The 21,200-nt window shown below is 56.4% G+C and carries 19 protein-coding genes, 1 tRNA gene, 5 pseudogenes and 2 riboswitches; of the genes and pseudogenes, 9 read left to right on the top strand and 16 right to left on the bottom strand.

Annotation, left to right across the window (positions count from 1 at the left end; translation table 11 throughout):
- Positions 1 to 47 precede the first annotated feature (47 nt).
- Positions 48 to 460, bottom strand: a pseudogene (locus AO353_RS25095) (dihydrodipicolinate synthase family protein); the annotation flags it as partial.
- A 309-nt stretch (positions 461 to 769) separates the two neighbouring features.
- On the opposite strand from AO353_RS25095, the pseudogene AO353_RS25090 reads away from it, so the two are divergent.
- From AO353_RS25090 to AO353_RS25080, 4 genes and pseudogenes are all read left to right on the top strand, one after another.
- A pseudogene (locus AO353_RS25090) lies at positions 770 to 1,401 on the top strand (dTMP kinase).
- Between the two features lie 100 nt (positions 1,402 to 1,501).
- Complete coding sequence (locus tag AO353_RS25085) at positions 1,502 to 1,867, top strand: hypothetical protein (RefSeq protein WP_146016089.1); 366 nt, start codon at positions 1,502 to 1,504, stop codon at positions 1,865 to 1,867.
- A gap of 223 nt (positions 1,868 to 2,090) precedes the next feature.
- Positions 2,091 to 2,320 (top strand): annotated as a pseudogene (locus AO353_RS30975) (IS3 family transposase); the annotation flags it as partial.
- A 16-nt stretch (positions 2,321 to 2,336) separates the two neighbouring features.
- The gene (locus tag AO353_RS25080; protein ID WP_054598333.1) at positions 2,337 to 2,663 is read left to right on the top strand and encodes a histone-like nucleoid-structuring protein, MvaT/MvaU family; all 327 of its coding nucleotides are present in this window, start codon (positions 2,337 to 2,339) and stop codon (positions 2,661 to 2,663) included.
- Positions 2,664 to 2,894: 231 nt separating this feature from the next.
- Here the strand turns inward: AO353_RS25080 and AO353_RS30970 are convergent.
- The 10 genes and pseudogenes from AO353_RS30970 to AO353_RS25045 all read right to left on the bottom strand — a co-directional run.
- Positions 2,895 to 3,025, bottom strand: a pseudogene (locus AO353_RS30970) (short-chain dehydrogenase); the annotation flags it as partial.
- 60 nt (positions 3,026 to 3,085) lie between these two features.
- The gene (locus tag AO353_RS30185; protein ID WP_081013822.1) at positions 3,086 to 3,265 is read right to left on the bottom strand and encodes a DUF1289 domain-containing protein; all 180 of its coding nucleotides are present in this window, start codon (positions 3,263 to 3,265) and stop codon (positions 3,086 to 3,088) included.
- Positions 3,266 to 3,458: 193 nt separating this feature from the next.
- Positions 3,459 to 4,757 (bottom strand): MFS transporter, encoded by a 1,299-nt coding sequence (locus tag AO353_RS25075; protein WP_054597380.1) that lies wholly within the window; start codon positions 4,755 to 4,757, stop codon positions 3,459 to 3,461.
- 47 nt (positions 4,758 to 4,804) lie between these two features.
- Positions 4,805 to 5,962, bottom strand: a complete 1,158-nt coding sequence (tcuB, locus tag AO353_RS25070; RefSeq protein WP_054597379.1) for a tricarballylate utilization 4Fe-4S protein TcuB — start codon at positions 5,960 to 5,962, stop codon at positions 4,805 to 4,807.
- The gene (gene tcuA, locus AO353_RS25065) at positions 5,949 to 7,400 is read right to left on the bottom strand and encodes an FAD-dependent tricarballylate dehydrogenase TcuA (RefSeq protein ID WP_054598332.1); all 1,452 of its coding nucleotides are present in this window, start codon (positions 7,398 to 7,400) and stop codon (positions 5,949 to 5,951) included. The genes tcuB and tcuA overlap by 14 nt, the downstream gene beginning before the upstream one ends.
- Positions 7,401 to 7,573: 173 nt before the next feature.
- Entirely contained in the window at positions 7,574 to 8,509 is a 936-nt protein-coding gene (locus AO353_RS25060) for a LysR substrate-binding domain-containing protein (RefSeq protein ID WP_054597378.1), read from the bottom strand.
- Between the two features lie 416 nt (positions 8,510 to 8,925).
- Positions 8,926 to 9,210, bottom strand: coding sequence for a hypothetical protein (locus tag AO353_RS25055; protein WP_237142928.1), 285 nt, complete (start codon positions 9,208 to 9,210; stop codon positions 8,926 to 8,928).
- The gene (locus tag AO353_RS32270; RefSeq protein WP_371917668.1) at positions 9,203 to 9,337 is read right to left on the bottom strand and encodes a hypothetical protein; all 135 of its coding nucleotides are present in this window, start codon (positions 9,335 to 9,337) and stop codon (positions 9,203 to 9,205) included. Before AO353_RS32270 ends, AO353_RS25055 begins: the two co-directional genes overlap by 8 nt.
- A 567-nt stretch (positions 9,338 to 9,904) precedes the next feature.
- Complete coding sequence (locus AO353_RS25050) at positions 9,905 to 11,008, bottom strand: GlxA family transcriptional regulator (protein WP_054597377.1); 1,104 nt, start codon at positions 11,006 to 11,008, stop codon at positions 9,905 to 9,907.
- A 416-nt stretch (positions 11,009 to 11,424) separates the two neighbouring features.
- Positions 11,425 to 12,528, bottom strand: a complete 1,104-nt coding sequence (locus tag AO353_RS25045; RefSeq protein WP_054597376.1) for a GlxA family transcriptional regulator — start codon at positions 12,526 to 12,528, stop codon at positions 11,425 to 11,427.
- 430 nt (positions 12,529 to 12,958) lie between these two features.
- Here AO353_RS25045 and AO353_RS25040 point away from each other — a divergent pair.
- Positions 12,959 to 13,245 (top strand): annotated as a pseudogene (locus AO353_RS25040) (NAD(P)(+) transhydrogenase (Re/Si-specific) subunit beta); the annotation flags it as partial.
- A gap of 4 nt (positions 13,246 to 13,249) precedes the next feature.
- Here the strand turns inward: AO353_RS25040 and AO353_RS25035 are convergent.
- The gene (locus AO353_RS25035) at positions 13,250 to 14,218 is read right to left on the bottom strand and encodes a DNA-binding protein (RefSeq protein ID WP_054597374.1); all 969 of its coding nucleotides are present in this window, start codon (positions 14,216 to 14,218) and stop codon (positions 13,250 to 13,252) included.
- A gap of 183 nt (positions 14,219 to 14,401) precedes the next feature.
- On the opposite strand from AO353_RS25035, the gene AO353_RS25030 reads away from it, so the two are divergent.
- Entirely contained in the window at positions 14,402 to 15,382 is a 981-nt protein-coding gene (locus tag AO353_RS25030; protein WP_054597373.1) for a site-specific integrase, read from the top strand.
- Between the two features lie 47 nt (positions 15,383 to 15,429).
- Here the strand turns inward: AO353_RS25030 and AO353_RS25025 are convergent, their stop codons facing one another.
- Complete coding sequence (locus tag AO353_RS25025) at positions 15,430 to 15,774, bottom strand: cupin domain-containing protein (protein ID WP_054597372.1); 345 nt, start codon at positions 15,772 to 15,774, stop codon at positions 15,430 to 15,432.
- Positions 15,775 to 15,934: 160 nt separating this feature from the next.
- Here AO353_RS25025 and AO353_RS25020 point away from each other — a divergent pair, with 160 nt between their 5' ends.
- Positions 15,935 to 16,564 (top strand): LysE family translocator, encoded by a 630-nt coding sequence (locus AO353_RS25020; RefSeq protein ID WP_054597371.1) that lies wholly within the window; start codon positions 15,935 to 15,937, stop codon positions 16,562 to 16,564.
- A 60-nt stretch (positions 16,565 to 16,624) separates the two neighbouring features.
- Here AO353_RS25020 and AO353_RS25015 read toward each other — a convergent pair whose 3' ends face one another.
- The gene (locus AO353_RS25015) at positions 16,625 to 17,182 is read right to left on the bottom strand and encodes an ester cyclase (protein ID WP_054597370.1); all 558 of its coding nucleotides are present in this window, start codon (positions 17,180 to 17,182) and stop codon (positions 16,625 to 16,627) included.
- Between the two features lie 103 nt (positions 17,183 to 17,285).
- On the opposite strand from AO353_RS25015, the gene AO353_RS25010 reads away from it, so the two are divergent.
- Complete coding sequence (locus tag AO353_RS25010; RefSeq protein ID WP_054597369.1) at positions 17,286 to 18,209, top strand: LysR family transcriptional regulator; 924 nt, start codon at positions 17,286 to 17,288, stop codon at positions 18,207 to 18,209.
- A 3-nt stretch (positions 18,210 to 18,212) separates the two neighbouring features.
- Here the strand turns inward: AO353_RS25010 and AO353_RS25005 are convergent, their stop codons facing one another.
- Entirely contained in the window at positions 18,213 to 19,205 is a 993-nt protein-coding gene (locus AO353_RS25005; protein ID WP_237142927.1) for a sodium:calcium antiporter, read from the bottom strand.
- Between the two features lie 33 nt (positions 19,206 to 19,238).
- Positions 19,239 to 19,397: riboswitch (yybP-ykoY riboswitch) on the bottom strand.
- 375 nt (positions 19,398 to 19,772) lie between these two features.
- A riboswitch (M-box (ykoK) riboswitch) is annotated at positions 19,773 to 19,947 on the top strand.
- Positions 19,948 to 20,092: 145 nt separating this feature from the next.
- On the opposite strand from AO353_RS25005, the gene AO353_RS25000 reads away from it, so the two are divergent.
- A complete protein-coding gene (locus AO353_RS25000; RefSeq protein ID WP_203226132.1) occupies positions 20,093 to 21,043 on the top strand; it encodes a magnesium transporter in 951 nt (316 codons plus the stop codon).
- Between the two features lie 59 nt (positions 21,044 to 21,102).
- On the opposite strand, the gene AO353_RS24995 is transcribed toward AO353_RS25000, so the two are convergent.
- Positions 21,103 to 21,198 (bottom strand) — tRNA-Sec (locus AO353_RS24995).
- Between the last annotated feature and the right edge of the window lie 2 nt (positions 21,199 to 21,200).

Raw genomic sequence — 21,200 nt, 5'->3', positions numbered from 1 at the left:
GGTGGATTTCGTCTGGTGGTTTGCCGTCTATGGCGGCAAACCCTCAAAAGGGTATTGGATTGGTTGCCGCCGCAGTCCTTGATCGCGACGACGCGCTCATGGGCGACGATGTTGAGCAGGGTCGCCTGTTCGAAAGCCACGCCGGTGCGGTACGGGATGTCGTAAAGAATGATCGGGACGCTGGAGGCATCGGCAACAGTTTTGAAAAACACTTCAAGGCCGGCCAGGGAAGGGCGGATGTAATACGGTGGCGGCACCAGCAAGCCCGCTACGGGACGTTTGAGGATTTCATTCTGGAACTGCAGCAGCTCGGCCAGATTGTTGCCGGCCAGGCCCATGACCATCCGTCGACGCCTTTTTCCAGCAGAGGGCCGACCCGCCGCCGCAACCCGACGAAATCGATGGCGCCGTTCTGAAGGGGTGGAACGAGTGGAACCCGGATACCTTGAAACGAGGACATACACTTACTCCTGAAAGTTGACCGATGTAGTCACCGTCAGAAGCGTAGAAGGAGGTAAGCAGGGGGAGGGTGCCCGTCGCGCTCAATGTCCTGTCAGCTCATCTGACGGGACAGCGCGCCCCGGTCACATGAGCGACTGTTTCTTCGATTTGAGGGCGTGTGCAACGCAACCTTGCGCCTTGGCAATCAAGCCAAATGGGTGTCCGGAATCATTAGACCACTACATGCACTCGATTCGCATAGTCGCGCCAAGCGATTACAGCGAACGAACCGGGCAAGAAAAACCGTAAATCAATCGTTATGTGAAGAATGAATCGTGCGCTGTTTGTTTCTCTAGATGGGCCCAAGGGAACCGGTAAAACCACACTGTTGGAAGCCGTTACGAAAGTACTGAGGGCAGACAACAAAAAGGTTATCCGACTTTGCGAGAAAAAAAGCGATCCCTATAGGGGGAAATAATGACCCTCGTTAACAAACTCGTCAGAAATCCCACCCGGGATTTGGAGTTGAGGGTTTGTGAGCGCTTTGCTGATAGCCGTACCTGGATTTCCCAGCACGTATTGGCTAAACAGCCACCAGGCAGCATCATCTTGATTGATCGCTGGTACCCGTCTGATGCCGCGTTTCGCCGGATAATCCCGTTTGCAGAGATTCTACAGTTGAACATTGATCGAAACGTGCGAGTGCCAGACCTGCATGTCGGGGTTGTCACCGCCCCTGATATTTCATGGGCGAGGGCAGCGGCACGACGGCGTGGGCTGAGCAGCACGGTGATCCATAAGCTGGAAGAACATGTCGCTTGTACCAAGGCGTTCGAGCGAGCGACTGCAGATCACGGCTGGGCTTTATGCCGTAATGAAGGAACGATCGAAGACGCAACGATGCAGGTGATTTCTGAGATCTATAGAGTCCTTCGATGCTCCGCAGACGAAGTTCGCTGAACCGGTCTTGATGCGGTTGAGATAGCCGTTGCGCGGAGATGAGTTGGCTCCCTTTGTCCGGTAGTATCACGGACCGCACATTGGAAAGATGGACTTCGCTGTGAACAATATGATTGCCAACCTCATCGAAAGCCGACTGGACTCGCCTGAGATGGCGCGCGATTCGCTACACGCAGCGCTCCAGTTCGGCGATGAATTCGAGCAAGCCTGCCTGGGCAGCCCGTTGAACGGGAAGGCCATTCGCGAGAAATTGATTCCATTCCGGTACGGTATTGAGTCTGGCCACGATTACGAACTGAGACGGCTGGCAAAGCTTCTGAAGGCAGATGCTACATTCACGCTGGCAAACATGTACCTGTCGGGAAGCGATAATCAGGATATCTGCAGGGCCGCGGAGGCTACCCCGGGCTGCAATCTGGACTTACAACTTCGTGGCGAACTCTTCAGCGAAGACATCGGGTTGTAATCCATCGAAGTGTGGTAGCAACGTTGTGTTCAAAGCTGCCTCACTGGACGCGCCCAATCTCCTCGCCACGTCGTGATTGGGTCGCCAGCACGCCAACAGGTTGCAGGCCTCATCGCATTAATGGCAACTCTACATCGCGCCAGCAACAGCTCATCATTCCCGCTCAGTCCAGATCCCAGCTCCTCCAGAACGCGTCGTAACAGCAATATCAGACTGCTTTACATCCCGTAGGGGCCGAAGTTTTGGCGTGCCGCGTTGCTGCCCCGATTCGTCTCGTCATGAACCCATCCGGCTTCAAGGGCAATGGCTCACTCGGGTGGGCTACATGACGGCTCAAGAAGCGCACCGAGACATCAGCCATTACCTGATGGGATTCTGCCCCATCAATTCAACGGTGGGCTGGCGCCAGCTCAGGCCGAGAAAAAACTTAACGTCGTGTCCGGGATTAGTTGACCACTACAAACAACAACTGGCCGCCCAGCTCGCAGAGCTTGAGTCGATGAAAAGTGATTCCGACCTTAAGAAGGAAATGGAGTTTGAGAGCAAACTGCGCCATTTGCTTGGTGAGTACGGCTACAGCCTGAAAGATGTGATCAAACTGCTTGATCCACAAGCCGGTCGCCGTGCTCCAGCCGTTGAGTCCAAAGTCGGCAGCCGTAAGCCACCCGAAGTGAAGGTCTACAAAAACCCGCACACCGGCGAAGTCGTTGAGACCAAAGGCGGCAATCACCGGACGCTGAAAGAGTGGAAGGCTGAATACGGCTCTGCCACGGTCGAGTCCTGGCTGACCAAGTGATGTTGGATTGAGTACAAAGCGGCCTTGCTTACTTGAGCTGCAGGTTGCAGAACCCATGTTGGGTGGACACCTGATGCACCTGCTCGACTGAGGCCCTTTTTTCCGACGCCTGTCTCTTCCATCCGCTAACCAACACCCGCCCACAGCCCCGTGTATGCCATCTGGGGCAGTAGGCGAGCGGGCGCGCCAACTAGAAGTGAACCGCCCCCTTCTGACGGGATCACACACGCGCTACTTATCGTCGCCATACCAGTATTGGGCCGTCACACCGTCGTCCATGAGGAGTCACTGCCGGTGATAAACGTTCTTTCAGGCCCCATGAGCAGGGCAGCTACAGCACCTACTTCATCGGGCGTTCCTCCGCACTTGGCTGTCGGAAATGCAGTTACCGAGCCAAAGCGGTTATCTAGGGCAGATGACTATCAGTGTGCTTTCTTTAGACTCTTCAAACGCACATTCGCCCTTTGCACAGCGGCCATTTTTTCAGGCCGCTTCATGCGTTTCCACTTCCTGATGTCTTCCTTGCTACGCCCGCAACTCACACACAGATCGCCGCTCAACTGGCAAACCGAAATGCATGGATTTTCGATTTCTTTAGCCATCGTCAATAACCCTGGGTCACGCGTGACTGCGCAAGGCGCTTCTGCCAATCGCCACCATGAGTGCGTTGGCATTCTTCCTCAGAGTCGAATCGGACAGTGTGATCTGATGGCGTCACGTAGACGAGTCAATGCAGGCCAAGGCGCGATATTTATTCAGCGCAACGTCCTGAGATCCACCGAGCCCTCTCTTTCATCAAACGTTGACTGGCACTGCTTTTTGCCTGCGATACAGGATCGTCGTCGCTGTGAACCCACACAACGCAGCAAACATTAGCCAGTAGGCGGGCGACGCCTTGTCACCTGTTGCCTGCACCAGGATTGTTGATACGGCGGGTGTAAAACCGCCAAACACAGCCGTTGCCAAACTGAATGCCAGTGAAAATCCTACAACTCGTACGTTCTGAGGCATTACCTCAGTCAATGCTGCAACCATCGCGCCGTTGTAAATGCCAAAGAAAAAAGAGAAGTACAGCAGCACGGCGAGCAGTCGTTCGAAGCTTGCCGCCGCGGCCAGCCAATGCATGGCGGGATAGGCGGTGAAGATGCACAGCAAGGTGACCGCCAGCAACAAGGGGCGGCGTCCAATGCGATCAGAGATCGTACCGCCGATGGGCAGCCAGATGAAGTTGCTCAGGCCGACGAAGAGCGTGACCACCAGACTGTCGCTGGTGCTCAGGTTCAGTACAGACCGGCCGAAAGTCGGGGTGTAGACGGTAATGAGATAGAACGTGGTCGTGGTCATCGACGCTAACAGACCACCAGCCAGTACCGTGCGCCAGTTGTCCCGCATCGAGCGAAAGACTTCACTGGCACTTGGGTGATGGCTGCGCGCTTTGAATGCATCGGTTTCCTGTAGCGAGCGGCGAATGATGAAGATGAACGGGATAATCAGGCAACCAATGAAGAATGGGATACGCCAGCCCCAGGCTGCAACGTCGGCGGCCTCCATAGACGCGTTAATCGTATAGCCCAACGCAGCCGCAAGAATGATCGCCACTTGTTGGCTGGCCGACTGCCAACTGGTATAGAAACCCCGGCGTCCGGGCGTGGCGATTTCAGCCAGGTACACGGAAACACCACCCATTTCCGCACCTGCGGAGAATCCCTGCAACAGTCGCCCGAGCAACACCAATATCGGCGCTGCGATGCCTATGCTGGCGTAGCCCGGAACCAAGGCGATCAAGACCGTGCCCGCGGCCATAATCGACAGCGTCACGATCAGCCCCTTTCGCCGGCCCACCTTGTCGATGTATGCGCCCAGCACGATAGCGCCGAGCGGCCGCATCAGAAATCCCGAGCCGAATACGGCGAAGGTCATCATTAACGAGGCGAACTCGCTGGTGGTAGGAAAGAACGTCTGGGAGATGTAGGTCGCGTAAAACCCGAACAGAAAGAAGTCGAACTGTTCGAGAAAATTGCCGCTAGTGACCCGCAGGATGGCGCCCAGTTTCGACCCCTTGGATCGGGTGTCTTGAGTTGTTGTTTTCATCATGGCTACCGTGGTGATCAATATTGTTTTTGGAATGAATGGATCGCCGATCAGTCGCTACCTGCGTTGATCGGGTTGGGTTGGCGTTTTTCGATGGAGTACTTGAGCAGCGCGGCGCTGCGGAAGATGCCATGGGCGAATTTGCTGTAGGGCATTGTCAGGAAAAAAGCCATGACCAGGCCGAGATGGATTGCCAGCAACAGGCCCAAGGCTGCGGTTTCACGGAACGCCAGGAGTGCCAGGCCGCTGGCGCTGACCAGGAACAGCAGCGCGATAAAGCCGCGATCCATGGGTTTCTGATTGTCGTCGCCGTGCTCAGGGTTGCGACGCAGGTTCAACCACAACAGGCCTGCGGGACCTATCAGCAGACCGACTCCACCTGCGATGCCCAGCATCACCGGCAAGCTCAGGACGGGGTAGGGCGCCGACCAGTCCAGAAGGAAATGGTAGAGCGTGGCGACCCCAGTGGCTGCGAAACACAGCATGAAGCCGTAGAAGGTGAAGTGGTGGAAGCGCCGCCGCCACAAGGTGAATCGATCATCAGCGTTATTGCAGCCCTCGCCATGGCCACCGTCCAGAAATTTGAGCCGGGCGACGTTGGCCGTGGCCTCCAGTGCAGCGGCTGTCTTTTCCTGCTGGGGCGCATCCGCCGGTGAAACGTTGCGCCAGAAACGCCGCACTCCAATCGTCAACGCAAGTACCGCGAATCCGAAAACTGCACCGAACATTACGGCCAGGGTGTTGTGCGGGAAGATCCCGTAGAAATTTCCCCCGGGCATCGCCGTGAACAGGTTGCCCATCACCATCAACGTGAGACACAGGAACAGTGCCAGCCCGGCACCGGCGGACAGTGCCAGAGTCAGTCCGTTGCGCCGGTATAGTGTGCCCATCACCTGTGGCCAGGCGTACTCGGCGTAAGTGTCGAGGCGGACTTTGGCCATGGCCTTGGGCACATTGATTTCGAATTCATGAGGTGCGGCGTACTGGCAGGCATGCAGGCATGCGCCGCAGTTATGGCAAAGGTTCGCCAGGTAATGGATATCGGCCTGGGAAAACTCCAGACGTCGTGTCATGGCCGGAAATACAGCGCAGAAGCCCTCGCAGTAACGGCAGGCATTGCAAACGGTCATTTGTCGCTGAACTTCGCTTTCATCAAGGTTGAGTACGGGAATCAAATTACCCGGTGCCTTGGGATCAAACAGCTGCATGTTGGGGCTCCGTGGAGGAAGGGGTCAGGAAGCCGGCCGCAGCCGCGGCTTGCACACCGGCGATGCGACCGAATGCGGTGCCAATGGCCATGCCGATGCCGGCGGTATAGCCCTTGCCCAATACGTTGCCCGCCATCATTTCTCCTGCGACAAACAGGTTGGGGCTAGCCTCGCCGTTGAAGTGAACGGCGGCGGTATCGTCGGTAGCCAGCCCCAGATAGGTGAAGGTCACGCCTGGCTTAAGTGGGTAGGCGCAGAAGGGGGGCTTTACCAATGGGCGGGCCCAATGGGTTTTGGCGGGAGTCAAACCTTCGGTGTGGCAATCGTCCAACGCGGTGTGGTCGAACGTGCCGATACGGCAGGCCGCGTTGTATTCCTCGATGGTTTTGACGAATTGCGTAACGGGAAGCTTCAACTGGCGGGCCAGTTCTTGCAGGGAGTTGGCTTTAGTACCCGGAAACACCGGAGGCATGAAACGGCCGAGGGCTTGTTGGTCGATGATCGAGTAGGCCTGTTGACCGGGTTGACCGGCCACCAGGCGGCCCCAGATCGCATAGCGCTTGGGCCAGAAATCTTCGCCCTCGTCATAGAAGCGTTCGCCGTCGCGATTAACCACCACGCCCAGCGATACGCAATCGATACGGGTGCAGATACCACCGTCATACAGGGGGGCTCGGGCGTCGATGGCCACCATGTGCGCTTGGGTTGGGTCGCCGATAAAATCGGCGCCCAGGCTCTGCATGCGCCGAAGCAGTACGCCGGTATTGAAGCGCGTCCCGCGAATCAGAAAGTTGTCTGAGGGCCATTCTCCGCGCTCGTTTTGACCCCAAGCTTCGCGGAGCCATTCGCGGTTCGACTCGAAACCGCCAGCCGCCAGAACGCAGGCTTTGGCCTGAATACGCTCGGCGGGTAAAGGCTGACCATCGACCTCACGTTCACCGATGTACGCCGCGACGAACTCTCCGCCCTTCATCTCAATGTCAGTGACTTGAGCGTTGTAGCGGATCTTGACGCCCAGCCGCTCGGCGCTACGGAAGTACGAATTAACCAACGCTTTGCCGCCGCCCATGAAAAACGCATTGGTACGCGCAACATGTAGGGCACCAGACAACGACGGCTGAAAATGCACACCATGGGAGCGCATCCAGTCACGGCAGTTCGACGAGGCGCGGATGACAATACGTGCAAGCTTTTCGTTAGTAATCCCACCGGTGACTTTCAGCAGATCCTGCCAATATTCTTCTTCGGGATAGGCATCGACCAACACATCTTGCGGTGCGTCGTGCATACATCGCAGGTTTCGGGTGTGTTGCGAGTTGCCACCGCGCCAGATTTTCGGTGCGCCCTCCAGCAGCATCACGCTAGCGCCAGCCTCTCGCGCCATCAACGCTGCACACAAGGCGGCATTGCCGCCGCCAATTACTAATACGTCGATCATCATCACTCCTCAATCGCAAGGAGGCATGAACGAAGTGCTCCTCGCGAGTGGGGAGAAGGTAGAGCTGTCAGCTTATTGTCGAAAGGCGCGAAATGAGTGGGGGTGTTTAGTTTTCGTAAAGGCTTTGGTGCGGACACCCCAGTATTGGAAACCGGGAAGAGGGTGCGCCGGGATCATGACGCGACGTCCTCAATCCACGACGCTCCCGGCCAATGTTGATCAACGACCAACTGTCGAGCGACATCGGTGATGACCAGTCGCGCCGCCAGAGCAGCGGGAGACAGCTCATCATCAGGCAGTGTCGCCAGCAGGTTTCGTCGACCTACGTGAGCATCGGAAATTTCCACCACTGAAAGTCCCGACTCACCTTTGAGCGCCGCTGCCGCACCGGGCTGGATGGTGGCAGCATGACCTGCGCGTACGGCGTTCATCAATACGGCAAGACCATCCACTTCCATGATGATGTTGGGAGCCAATCCCGAACGTTCAAACGCAACCATCAGCGTAGAACGCAAACCGTGTTGCGCACTCGGCATTACCAGTGGAAGTTGCCCCAGATCCGCCAGATGCACGCTGGTTCCTTGTGGTGCGTGGGGCAGGTGCGGTGAGCTGATGACAAATAGTTTTTCGTCGAGCAGCGGTGTCACGCTCCAGCGCTTACCACCTTCGAGTTGAAACAGAATGGCCAGGTCGATCTGGCGAGCATTGAGTTGTGTGGCCAAATGCCCGGACAGCATCTCGACCAGGTGCAATTGGATATCCGGGTAGCGCTCTCGCATCGCGTTGATCAATGGCAGGGCAAGAACAGTGGCAGTCGTGGGCGCCATTCCGACGGTGACGTACCCACTCATTCGCCCACGGTGAGCGGCCATGATCGCATTTTCGGCTTGCCGCAAACACAGCTGGGCATGGTGCAGGAACGCCATACCGGAGCTGGTAGGTGTGACGCCAGTAGTGGTGCGATTAAGGAGGCGGGTTGACAGCTCACTTTCAAGTTTCGCGATCTGTTGGCTAAGGGCTGATACGCCGACGTCCAGTTCAAGAGCTGCGCGTCCCAAGCTGCCGTGTTCGAGGATTTTTACGAAATATCGCAGTTGTCTTAATTCCAAACGTCGCCGCTCCACGTCAAATTGTTGTTGGAATGCCTATCGATTACCGCGGCGACCACCAAACCGCAAGACAATATAGGAGAGGGCCTGAAAATGATTTTGAGATTCGTTGTTGTCCCTGATCGCCTTATTGGCTTGCTCAGGAGTCCAACTGTGGGCCAGCCAAGCAAGATATCGCTGGCAGTACCTGAAGAGAGATGTCTAAGCTCATGAAAAACCAGTCAGCACAGGTTCGTGAAAAAACCGACACAGAATCGCGGAAATGGACAAGGAGGAAAGTTCCGCTCAGACACATGATTTAACATAATATACATTATGCGCCTATTCGCATTCTTACGTGGGAGGCTCGGGTGGTCACATTTGAAGCCTGGCACTGTCTCTCACCGGCGTTTTCGCGGATGCGAAAATCAAAGCCCTCACAACCGGATGCTGACTGGTTGACGCGTCATTTCCTCCAGCACCTGGTCCAGATGCGGTGCGAGCTTCAACACATCGAGGTCAACGGCTTGAACCGAATCGGCTTCATATGGATATCGAGTGCCAACAAACAGCTTCGAACACGCCGTGATCCATTTTTCCAATGGAAAACCTGGAGCCAATCGCTCTGACGTTTCCCTCAGCTGGTTGGCCAGATCCGTGGGAATGGCATTGTACAGATCGATCAGACCATGCCTGTTCCAGGCAAGCCGGCGATTAAACACAGATGCCCCTCAGGATCATATTCAGTCCTTGGAAAACGAGGGTCAGCCTCAAAAGCACAAGCTCTGTACTGCTTGATACCGTCGAGCTGCTGGTAAATAACCATTTTAAGCCTGGAATCTTGCCCAAAAACGGAACACTTTTAATGACTGTGGTATCGACGTCAGAATAAATCCCCCCCAAACAATGGTCTGGCCGAACGGAGAAAAAACCGGGAAGTCAACGAGGTTGTGTTGATTGGCGGCACGTCGTTCGTGGTGTAGGGATAATCAGGCTCATTCTTTGAAAGAGTGATATCGAGCAGCACACCTTTACCGTTAACGATCGTCGTCACGTCGAGCGACAGTGCAGTCTCTTCAAAAGATGTAGACGTTGATCCTTCACCGGCTGATTGCTGATAAGGAACTTAGGATCCTTTAACTATCTTGGCTTGATGACGGTCGGAAGTATAAACACGAGGGCTGGAAATTACCTTGCCCCTGCCCTCCTGTACCATAGCTGACAGCCTGGCATCGAGAAATTACCGTTGGTTGTACTTTCTTGTAATTGCGGTAGCCGTGGCAGGAAAAAATGCGCGCGGGTTCGCGCTAACACCAGTCGGTGAGTCAATTCTGTTTTATGTAAGGCAACTGAAGCAGCATGCAAGGGAAGCTCTGGGGTACTAATCGATACCCCAGAGTTTTGCGTGATATAAATCTATACCCGGACGCTGGCAAAGGTTGATTCGTTGCGGGCCTGGCTGAGCGTCGACATTGCTCTAGACAATGGGGACAGCACCAAGGCTTGTGGCAACGGAATCAACGCCACTTGTTGCGCGGTGTTGGAGCCGACGCGCTCGTCGCGTGGCGGAATGCCATAGTATTCGCGATAGCACTTGGAGAAGTGTGGCGTGGATATGAACCCACAGATAGACGCCACTTCAATGATCGACATTGGTGTTTGCTTGAGCAGTTGCCGCGCACGCACCAAACGCAGTTTCAGGTAATAACGCGACGGCGAGCAATGCAGGTATTTCTGGAATAGCCGCTCCAGCTGACGACGTGATACCGCGACGTACACCGCCAATTCATCGAGGTCGATCGGCTCTTCAAGGTTGGCTTCCATCAGCGCGACGATTTCCTGCAACTTCGGCTGATTGGTGCCCAGCATGTGCTTGAGCGGCACGCGCTGGTGATCTTGTTCATTGCGGATGCGCTCGTAGACGAACATTTCCGAAATTGCTGCCGACAATTCGCGGCCGTGGTCGCGGCTGATCAGGTGCAGCATCATGTCCAGTGGCGCGGTGCCGCCGGAACTGGTGAACCGGTTACGGTCGAGGGTGAATAAGCGAGTGCTCATCGCCACCCGCGGGAAAGCTTCCTGCATCGACGCCAGACATTCCCAGTGTACGCTGCAATCGAAACCGTCCAGCAGACCGGCGCAGGCCAGGGCCCAACTGCCGGTGCAGACCGCACCGAGACGGCGCGACTGACGGGCCTGGCTTTGCAGCCACGACACGTGTTCACGGGTCACGGTGCGTTGAATGCCGATGCCGCCACAGACAATCACCGTGTCCATGGGAGGGGCTTTGTGCATGGACGCATCTGGTGTGATTTGCAGGCCGTCACTGGCCCAGACCTGACCGCCGTTGGCGGTGAGGGTCGTCCAGCGATACAGCTCACGCCCCGATAGTTGGTTGGCCATGCGTAGCGGCTCGACCGCCGAGGCCAGGGAAATCAGCGTGAAATTGTCCAGCAGCAGAAAACCGATGGATTGTGGGGGGCGGTCCTGGGGTTGGGCCCCGGAGTTGTGCGACATCATCGAGGTATCTCCTCACACAGGACAGGTGATGGCCCCAGACGCAGGCTCTTTTTATTATCTGTCCAGCAAATGGCGGGCTACTGGTGATGATGCGGGCAAGCGTCATGCCAAAGTAAAATTGAACTCCAATGAATTTTAGAAATTAACACCACCACTTTTTTATTATAAGGGGTCGCAAGAGCAAATAGTTACAAGCGGAAAGGCTGAGTTAGCACCTTTGTTCATGAACAGTGAGCTATTCAGTAGTATTAGGCACTACCATCCCTTGGCGGATTGCAGTGCAGGCGCCTTCATGCACCCGGTAACGCGGGTCAGCAACTTATGCGCCGCGCTTTCCAGGTGAGGCCCGACAAACTCATGCACCAAAACTTCCTTGAAGCGTACTGACTTGCGCGAGGCCAGTGCATGCCTGACATCTATATCCGGACGCTGGCAAAGGTTGATTCGTTACGGGCCTGGCTGAGCGCCGACAGCGGTCGGGACAACTGCGACAGCACCATCGCTTGCGGGATCGGCATCATCGTCACTTGTTGCGTGGTGTTGGAACTTACACGCTCGTCGCGTGGTGGAATGCCGTAGTACTCGCGGTAGCACTTGGAGAAGTGTGGCGTGGACACGAAGCCACACACCGAGGCCACTTCGATGATCGACATTGGCGTTTGCTTGAGCAACTGTCGGGCGCGGATCAGCCGTAGCTTGAGGTAGTAGCGTGACGGCGAGCAGTGCAGGTATTTCTGGAACAGCCGCTCCAGCTGACGCCGCGACACGGAGACGTACACCGCCAGTTCGCCGAGGTCGATCGGCTCTTCTAGGTTGGCGTCCATCAGCGCCACTATTTCCTGTAACTTCGGCTGATTGGTGCCGAGCATATGCTTGAGCGGCACGCGCTGGTGATCCTGCTCGTTGCGGATGCGCTCATAGACAAACATTTCCGAGATCGCCGCCGACAGCTCACGGCCGTGATCGCGGCTGATCAGGTGTAGCATCATGTCCAGTGGCGCGGTACCGCCGGAACTGGTGAAACGGTTACGGTCCAGGGTGAACAGACGCGTGCTCATGACCACACGCGGGAAAGCTTCCTGCATGGCCGCCAGGCACTCCCAGTGCACGCTGCAATCGAAGCCGTCGAGCAAACCGGCACCGGCGAGGGCCCAACTGCCGGTGCACACCGCACCCAGGCGTTTGGACTGACGCGCCTGACTCTGTAGCCATGATACGTGTGCGCGGGTCACCGTCTGCTGAATGCCTATACCACCACAGACGATCACCGTGTCCAGCGTCGGGGCTTTGTGCATGGCGGCGTCAGGGGTGATCTGCAAGCCGTCACTGGCCCAGACCTGACCTCCGTCGGCGGTGAGGGTTGTCCAGCGATACAGCTCGCGACCGGACAATTGGTTAGCCATACGCAAGGGTTCGACGGCGGAAGCCAGAGAAATCAGTGTGAAATTGTCCAACAGTAAAAAGCCGATGGACTGAGGCGCATGGTTATGGGGTTTAGTTCCGGAGTTGAACGTCGTCATCGCGGTATCTCCTAACACAAAGCAGGTGAATGGCCTCAGGCGGAGGCTCTTTTTATTGCCCATTCAACCAAAGCTGGGTGGGCTTTTTGTAATTACTTGCAAGAGTCACACCCAAGTTAACTGGACCTTTCCACACATTCAAAAAACGACACCGCGATGTCTCTATTTGGAGGGTCGCAAGGGCTTGGGTTAAAAGTGGAAAAACCTGAGTCAGTGCCTCTGTTTATAAGCGGTGGGCATTACGGTAGCAGTTGTAGGAAAAGGACTTCTGGAAACGACAACGTGTTTGTCACCGACACGCAGCGGTCGGTTTTCGAACAACGCATCCGCCCATTTCTGATCCAACACAAACCGAGCAAAAAACGCTTGCTGATCCCCAAATGCACTGACGAGCAAAAATGCTTTGAATGCGACCACCGCCCCTACAGCCCGCCCGGTGAAATCCGGTTCGGCGGACGACGTCACTTTCCTGCTGACCAACGCCGACACCGTGATCATCGTTCCAGGGTGTTCGAGATGGAAGACATCAACTCCGAGTTCGGCCAGGCCGATGTGGTACTGGTGCTCGGCGCCAACGACGTGGTCAACCCGGCAGCGAAGAACGACCCGAAATCGCCGATTGCCGGCATGCCGATTCTCGAAGCGTTCAAAGCCAAGACCATCATCGTCAACAAGCGCTCGATGGCCAGCGGCTATGCCGGTCTGGATAACGAGATGCACCTTAGCCATCGACTTTTTTTGCGATAGTTGCTCGAGCAGCATCCAGCTCTTCTGCCAGTTCGTTCGCCTCTAGTGATCTCTTCTCCAGAGCATCAGCCAGCTCATTAATGTTGTGCTGCAAAGTGCTGACCTGATCCAGCAACACCTGTTTGCCACCCTCGCCTTGCGCGACCAGGGTTTTGAGCGAGTTTATTTCACCCGTCTGGCGCTCCTTGACCAATTCCTGATCCAGATACGCCTTCTGCTGCTGGCGAGCTTCCGTCAGTAAACGCTCGTTATCCCGATTCAACTGAGTCAGCTCATCCTGTTTGATGATCAGCGTTTGCTGCAGATGACGCAGCTCCATCTGGACCTGTTGCAACTGCCCTTCATGGCGGCGTTGTTCCTGCTCGCGCTGCTCCTTGATCGCTCCACGGTAGTGCTCTAGCGCATCACGTGCATGCAGGTGCTTCTCCTCCAGCGAACGAATCTGTTCGTCTTTGTCTTTCAGTCGCACTTCAATATCCAGGTTGGACTGACTCAGCCGGGCATTGCGGGTTTGTTCGGCCTGTAATGTCGTACGGCAGGTCTGCAGTTCAGCTGACTCCGTATCCAGGGCGCTGCGCTGGATATCGAACTGCTGCTGGAGCTGCCGCAGTGCATCCTGACTGGCCTGAAGCTGTTCGAGTAACTCGCTTTTCTCGACCCGCGAAGCCGCCAGTGCCTGTTCAATCTGCTCCTCGCCCTCCTCTGCCAGGCGCTGCGCCACCCGTGCCACCAACTCGTTCAATTCGTCGCTCAGCCCCTGTTGAGGCGCCTTTCGGCGCTGATCAAGCTCATCCAGCTCCTTCAGATAACGATGAATTGTGGTTTTCGAGCCGGTATTTCCAAGCTCAACCCGTACGGCATCAATGCTCGGATTCTCTCCGCGAGCCAGCAGCGCCTCGCGTGCTTTCTGCACGATTGCCTTGTTTATGCCGCCGCGGGCCATTTTGTACTCCGACGATTTCGTACTGTTTTACATACCATGTATTTACGTTCTATTTTCGTGTGAAGTAAAGGCCTATAAAACCGCAGTCATCTGATAAAATAATTGAGCGTTATCGCATCAGATAGACAAAAATCGTCTTTTCCAAGGTCGGAAAAGGTACGGTCGCGGGGGGGATGGGTCGATATGAGCAAGGTTGATCGCTACCTGCAGGCGGGCACCCGGGAAAACACCCGGCGCAGCTACCGCGCCGCAGTGGAGCACTTCGAAGTGACCTGGGGCGGGTTCCTGCCCGCGACCGGGGACAGCATCGTGCGCTACCTGGCGGAGTACGCCGACCAGCACACCGTCAGCACGCTCAAGCAGCGTCTGGCCGCCCTCGCCCAGTGGCATATCACCCAAGGCTTTCCCGATCCGACCAAGACGCCCGCCGTGCGGCAGATGATCAAGGGCATTCGCACCTTGCATCCCGCCCAGGAAAAGCAAGCGGCGCCCCTGCTCCTGCAGCACCTGGAACACGCTGTTCAGTGGCTGGAACGAGAGGCGGAACAGGCCGCCGCGCGGCACGACCTGACGGGGATGTTGCGCAGTCGGCGGGATATTGCGTTGATGCTGATTGGCTTCTGGCGCGGCTTTCGCGGCGATGAGTTATCGCGATTACAGGTGGAGCACACCCAAGCGCAAACGGGTGTGGGCATCACCTTCTACCTGCCGCACAGTAAAGGTGATCGTCAGCACTTGGGAACGACCTTCCGCACACCGGCCTTGAAGAAGCTCTGCCCTGTCCAGGCCTATGTGAACTGGATTACCGTCGCCGGCATTGCGAAGGGTCCGGTCTTCAGAAAGCTCGATCGTTGGGGACACCTGGCGGAGGATGGCCTGAATGCCAACAGCCTGATCCCTTTGCTGCGTCGGGTGTTTAGCCGAGCAGGCGTGCCCGGCGAGCTGTACACCAGCCACTCATTGCGCCGAGGGTTTGCGACCTGGGCTACCGCTAATGGCTGGGATATCAAAGCGCTGATGACGTACGTCGGCTGGAAGGACATGAAATCGGCCATGCGCTATATCGACACGGCCGATTCATTTGGGGAATTGGCCATGGAGCATTCGCCCTCTCCTTCGCCAATGCCTCGAAAACATTCCAGCGCTCTTGCCGGAAAGCTCTAGGAAGTGGCATTAATTCAGGTTGCCTGATAACCGCTCAACAGCTGAGCTCACTCTTGCCTGACAATATCGACCGAGATCTCCACCGCCGCAATCATTCCTCTGTTTTCAAGCCAGTGTGTGGTGTTCCTGTCCTCGGGCCAGCCCACTCCGGGTCCATAGTCCGTGGCGACTCCATTTCGATGGTCAGTGATCGTGCCTTGCAGAATGAAGACAATGCCAGGTCGGTCTTTATGGTTGTGAACCGGACCGAAGACGCCTCCAGGCTCGATGGTCACCATACGCATTCTAAGCTGACGCCCTGCCATGCCCTCGATCTCAGGACCCAGGTCAACGGTGGCAAGTAACTTCACCGCCACACCTTTCGTCTCGGGTGCTACCTGTTCGCGACTCATCGTGTTCTCCTCTCTGTGCAGACAGGGACTAACTGGAAGTAGGCCCCCAAAAGGTTAACCGGGTATCCTATCGTAACGCTTCGGGCCATAACTTTGCTGATGCCGTTAGCTGTATTCGCCTTACCCCAACCCAACCGCACGAACACTGGATTCTTACACGATGGATGCATCTACTCTTTTCCTCTACATCATTACGGTAAGCGTGGTCATGATGACGCCGGGACCCTCAATGCTCCTGGCGCTGAGTAATGGTGCCTCTAAAGGTATGCGGGTGGCGTCCTTTGGCATGGCAGGCGCGGCATTGTCGGATCTTATATTGATTGGCGCGGTGGGCTGCGGTCTGGGCGCCTTGCTTCAAGCCTCTGAGCAGTTGTTCATCCTGGTGAAATGGGTAGGCACCGCCTATCTGCTCTATCTGGCATGGGTACTCTGGCACGCGCCGACACGTGCACTCTCCGAGGCGTACACGCCGAGCGCGGCAACCGGGAGGTCGGCCTTCCTGCGAGCACTCCTGGTTGGCTTGTCCAATCCCAAGGGTTTGCTGTTTTTTGCGGCCTTTCTACCGCAGTTCATCCGCCCCTCTGAACCCGTCGCCCAGCAGTACGTGCTCCTTGCCATAACCAGTGCGTTGGTCGACTGCGTGATGATGAGCATGTACGCGTTTGGTGGACGGCTTGCCATGCGCCGGTTTTCCTCGCAAGTCATGCAGTGGATCAACCGCAGCTGTGCCGGAATGCTGGCTCTACTCGCGCTGGGCCTGACCTTGTACCGGCGCAACCCGTCGCATTGATGTTCAAGTGAGCGCGTGTCCGACTGCTTCATGGCCACGCGCAACGATCTCCTGATCCCCTTACTTCACCATGCCGAGCTGTTGCAGCAGGGTCAGGTTATCTTCGAGGTGCCAGTTCTCGGCGATACGACCCTCGACGACGCGGTAGATGTCCGTCGCGATGAAGTCGATCGTCTGCCCTGTGCCCTGAACGCCCTTGAACTGGCCAGTAAAGTGACCGGTGAAACGCAAATGCGCGATGACCCGGTCGCCGACCACCATCATCTGTTCCACTTCGCACTGGATATCAGGAATCGCCGCGTGAATGGTTTTCGATGCCGCGATCGGTCCGGTGATGCCTTGGGGGCGACCTGGCGGCAGCGTCGAATCCTTGAAGTCGGGTGCCAGGGCGGCGCGAGCGAGCGCTTCGTCGCCGGTGGTCCAGAACGTGCCATAACGGCGTGCGGCCAGGATCTGCGCGTCGGCCTGTGCCTTCGCAAGACTATGGTCGACGATCACCGTGCGGGGCTGGACGAGTGGATCGGTCGCGGCGAAGACGGGGCTTACCGCGATGGCGACCAGGGAAGAGAGCAACCAGCAACGTGCGTGGGTCAGGCGTGCAACGGGGAAAAGTGACATCAGGAGTCTCCAATCGTTGATTGATGTCGCCATTCTGAGCAGTTCCAGCTAATTTGATAATTGACGTACTATTTGAATCACTTTCAAAAAATATCGAAATATCATGGACTACCTGGGCGACATCCGGCTGTTTGTCGAAGCAGCCAATCTGGGCGGTTTGTCGGCCGCTGGTCGCAAACTCGGACTATCCCCCGCTGCCGCCAGTGCGCGCCTGGTCAAGCTCGAGTCGGTGTTGCATACGCGTCTGTTCGAGCGCACGACACGCCACCTGCGCTTGACGGATGAGGGGCTGGCGTATTTGGCCTATTGTCAGCAGGCACTCCAGGCACTCGACGATGGCCATGCCTTTCTACAGGCTGGGAAAAGCGTCGTGGGAGGCAAGGTGCGAATTTCCGCAACCTCGGATTTCGGTCGCAATGTGCTGAAGGATTGGCTTGACCAGTTCAACACCCAATACCCCGAGGTGAAGTTCGCGTTGGTGCTGTCGGATTCGCTGTCGCATTTGTTGCAAGACGATATTGATCTCGCCATCCGATTCGGTGTGCCGCCGGACAGTTCCTTCGTTGCCCGTCCCCTGGCACCCAACCGGCGCGTGTTGTGCGCGTCGCCCGACTATCTGGCAAAGCACGGCGCCCCCGAACACCCACGGGATCTGGAGCGTTTCGACTGTATTGTCCTCAACTCTGTCACCGGGCCAGCGAACGACTGGCGCTTCACCCGCAATGGCAAAGTTGAAAACTATACGGTCCCGCTCGCAAACGCTCGCGAGACGAATGACGGCGCGGTCGCCCGAGAATGGGCGGTCCACGGATACGGCATTGCGATGAAATCGCTGTGGGATATTGGCCCAGACCTGCGAGCAGGACGCTTGAAGATCCTGTTGCCGGAGTGGCGAACTGCGGAGGCGCCGGTACATGCCGTGTATCAACGCAACCGGTACATGGCGCCTCGCGTACGTGCCCTTCTGGATTTTCTGGTCGAGCGCTTTGCAGAAGAATCCAGCCACCTGGAAGACTACTTGAGCTGACAGCTAAGCCAGATCAAGAACCTTCAAAAGGACTGCAAAGAGGATGTACAGCAACACCATCGATGCCAATAGCCAGCGCGAGATGATGCCCTTTCGGAAAGCGAAGAACATGATGCCCACACCTATCAGGGTGATGATTGCCGCCAGAACCAGCGACGTATCCAGCGCCCAAGGCGTAAAGAACAGCCCGAATGCAGTGGGCACTGTGGCTTGAATCATCATGGCGCCGCTGATGTTGGCCAAGGCGAGTCGGTGTTTACCCTGGCGTACCCAAATGATCGCATTCAGCGTTTCAGGCAGTTCGGTAGCAATTGGGCTGAGCAACAGCGCCAGCAATTGAGGATGAATACCCAGCATGGGGCCCAAGGCATCGAGTTGTCCGACAAAGAAGTGAGAGGCCGCAAAGATAACCGCTAATGCAATAAGCGTTTGAATCACCGCCGCCGAGGTCGACGGAGTCGCTTTGCCTGGCGCAAGTTTCAGGGGCTCGAGTTCATACTCTTCTTCATCCTGCTCACCGCGCATTTCCTTCCAGAAATACGCCGCATAGGCCGCCAGGAAAAGAATACCCAACCAAGGTTTGTAGGCAAACACGACAAGACCGAGCGCAATCTTCGCAACGAAGATTGCGAGGAACCATCCTTGATCACGGCTGAGTCGCTTGAAGTCCTGACGGATAGCCTCGGTATTCGCTAGGCGCTGGCGACACAGCAAGAGTGTTACACCGACTACCGCATAGGCGATCGTCGCCAGGACCAGAGGGCCGCCAAGTGCAGCACCGACGCCGAGGGATTTCTGCTCTGGCGTGTCACCAAACACAACGGCAATAAACGTGATGACGCTTTCCGGTAATGCCGTACCAAAGGCTGCCAGAATGGACCCCGTGGCTTGTTGCCCGACCGCAAGTTTGCGACCGACCCACTCGATGCCATTAACGAAGTATTCACAAGCCAGATAGATGACAACCGCGGAGCCCAACAGCAACGCAAACGTCATGGGCATTGAATGCATGAGGAAACCTGAGGGGCCGGACACAAGAGCCAATGGTTCAGACACCCGCGTCCGACCCACAGACAGGTATCTTCACCAATGGTCTTGCCAAGTCATATGACCGGTCACGCCATGGCTTGCGAGCCAAGTATGTTGACGTGACCCCTTCCGGAAACGAAGGCGGCTACTCCCCAAGGGAGCGGCGATCCTAAAGATCAGGTACTAATGCGTCAACGGCTTAGTTGCGAGCCTTCAAACTCTAAACCTCATTATTTTGCTGCAAACTCATATATAGCTAGAGCGTGCGGCACTTTAAACGTTTGGTGCAAGTATTTGTAACATGCTATGTCTTGAAAGACCTTCAGCATCACTTTCTGAATGAACGCTGAACACTTTCCATCGAGTGGGTTACAGCAAAAGCAATCCCTCTTATTCTTGTTTCGGAAGTAATCCTTCAGGGGGTATCAAATACCCTTTAATGGCAATTGTTATTCAGGAGGTCATTAAACAGCAGCAAACTCACACCGGCGCTGCCCGACTCCAGATCGGCACCGCCCTGGTTTATTTAATGTTGCAGTATCTCGTTCGGCGAGGCTCCTGTACAAACACAGGTCACTGATCTGACGACGTCGAGAGACGCCCAAGGTTAAGACAGGCTCTATCGGATTAAGGTTTAGCCCAAGTGACTTCCGGCCAACATGGCCCGGATACGTTGTACAGTGCCAAAACCTAGACGTGGAGATCGCTTTCTGCACTCTCTTCTCTGGTTTACGCCCCTGTGTGAGATCTGTTTGTGGTCAAAACAGCTATGGGGACTACCTCAAATGTCAATGGCAAGCGCTACCCCTTCCACCTTCAAGGACATCCGCCTGAAAGACACAGTAGTGTCTTACATGAGCCCTCTGCTCATTACCGTGACCGGCAACATGACGGTTATCCAGGCCAGGGAACATCTGCTCAAGCAACTGCCGGACGATGATATTCCGGCCCACATCTTTGTCACCGACCCGCGCAGCGCTTTGCATGGCCAGCTGTCGGTGAAAACACTGCTCACCGAGAAAAACACCGATCTTTGCGTCCGCGATCTGATGCTGCCCATCCGCTTTTCGGTTTCGCCGAATCAGCTCCGGCACGATGTTGCGCCCGAGCTGATCGAGAAAGGCGTGGACATCGTTCCCGTGGTCAGCGAAGGCCGGTTATTGGGCGTGCTGTATGAAAAAGAAATCGCCGCGCTGATTCAGGACGAAGGCACCGACGACGCTCAACGCCAGGGTGCCAGCCTGCCGCTGGAAACGCCCTACCTCAGCACCAGCCCGTGGAGTTTGTGGAAAAAGCGCTTACCGTGGCTACTGCTGCTGTTTCTCGCCGAAGCCTATACCAGCACCATCTTGCAAGTATTTGAAGAGCAGCTCGAAGCCGCCATTGCCCTGGCCTTCTTCATTCCCCTGCTGATCGGCACTGGCGGCAACAGCGGCACCCAGATCACCTCCACGCTGGTACGGGCCATGGCCCTGGGCGAAGTCAGCCTGCGCAATGTCGGCACGGTGCTGCGCAAGGAAGTGACCACTTCCTTCATGATCGCGCTGGCCATCGGTGTCGTGGCCTGGATTCGGGCATGGATGCTCGGAGTGGGATCGGAGATCGCCATGGTGGTCTGCCTGACGCTGGTCGCCATCACCATCTGGAGCGCCGTTGTCTCATCGATCATCCCGATGCTGTTAAGAAAACTGCGCATCGATCCGGCAGTGGTCTCTGCCCCCTTCATCGCGACCTTTATCGACGGTACCGGCCTGGTCATCTATTTCAACATCGCCAAACTGGTGATGACCGACCTGCCGGCTTAAGGCACTCACCAGACAGCCCCGAATCGCCAGATGCCGGGGCCGTCTTGTTTGTAAAAAAATGGCGGAAGGCAGCAGGAGTCGAACCTGCCCGGGAACGGCTGCCGTCCCCAACCGGGTTTGAAGCCCGGCCGCGCCACCGGACGCGATTGCCTTCCTT

Source organism: Pseudomonas fluorescens (genome assembly GCF_001307155.1).
In the GTDB taxonomy this organism is placed as follows: Bacteria; Pseudomonadota; Gammaproteobacteria; order Pseudomonadales; family Pseudomonadaceae; genus Aquipseudomonas; species Aquipseudomonas helvetica.
Note: the sequence above shows the minus strand (reverse complement) of the source record. Positions and strands in the feature narration are given on the sequence as shown.

Bases quoted from the DNA above. Each gene is read 5' to 3' on its own strand.
- AO353_RS30185 (WP_081013822.1), bottom strand. From the start codon at position 3,265: ATGGCTAAAGAAATCGAAAATCCATGCATTTCGGTTTGCCAGTTGAGC.
- AO353_RS25075 (WP_054597380.1), bottom strand. From the start codon at position 4,757: ATGATGAAAACAACAACTCAAGACACCCGATCCAAGGGGTCGAAACTG.
- tcuB (WP_054597379.1), bottom strand. From the start codon at position 5,962: ATGCAGCTGTTTGATCCCAAGGCACCGGGTAATTTGATTCCCGTACTC.
- tcuA (WP_054598332.1), bottom strand. From the start codon at position 7,400: ATGATCGACGTATTAGTAATTGGCGGCGGCAATGCCGCCTTGTGTGCA.
- AO353_RS25050 (WP_054597377.1), bottom strand. From the start codon at position 11,008: ATGATGTCGCACAACTCCGGGGCCCAACCCCAGGACCGCCCCCCACAA.
- AO353_RS25045 (WP_054597376.1), bottom strand. From the start codon at position 12,528: ATGACGACGTTCAACTCCGGAACTAAACCCCATAACCATGCGCCTCAG.
- AO353_RS25035 (WP_054597374.1), bottom strand. From the start codon at position 14,218: ATGGCCCGCGGCGGCATAAACAAGGCAATCGTGCAGAAAGCACGCGAG.
- AO353_RS25030 (WP_054597373.1), top strand. From the start codon at position 14,402: ATGAGCAAGGTTGATCGCTACCTGCAGGCGGGCACCCGGGAAAACACC.
- AO353_RS25025 (WP_054597372.1), bottom strand. From the start codon at position 15,774: ATGAGTCGCGAACAGGTAGCACCCGAGACGAAAGGTGTGGCGGTGAAG.
- AO353_RS25020 (WP_054597371.1), top strand. From the start codon at position 15,935: ATGGATGCATCTACTCTTTTCCTCTACATCATTACGGTAAGCGTGGTC.
- AO353_RS25015 (WP_054597370.1), bottom strand. From the start codon at position 17,182: ATGTCACTTTTCCCCGTTGCACGCCTGACCCACGCACGTTGCTGGTTG.
- AO353_RS25010 (WP_054597369.1), top strand. From the start codon at position 17,286: ATGGACTACCTGGGCGACATCCGGCTGTTTGTCGAAGCAGCCAATCTG.
- AO353_RS25005 (WP_237142927.1), bottom strand. From the start codon at position 19,205: ATGACGTTTGCGTTGCTGTTGGGCTCCGCGGTTGTCATCTATCTGGCT.
- AO353_RS25000 (WP_203226132.1), top strand. From the start codon at position 20,093: ATGAGCCCTCTGCTCATTACCGTGACCGGCAACATGACGGTTATCCAG.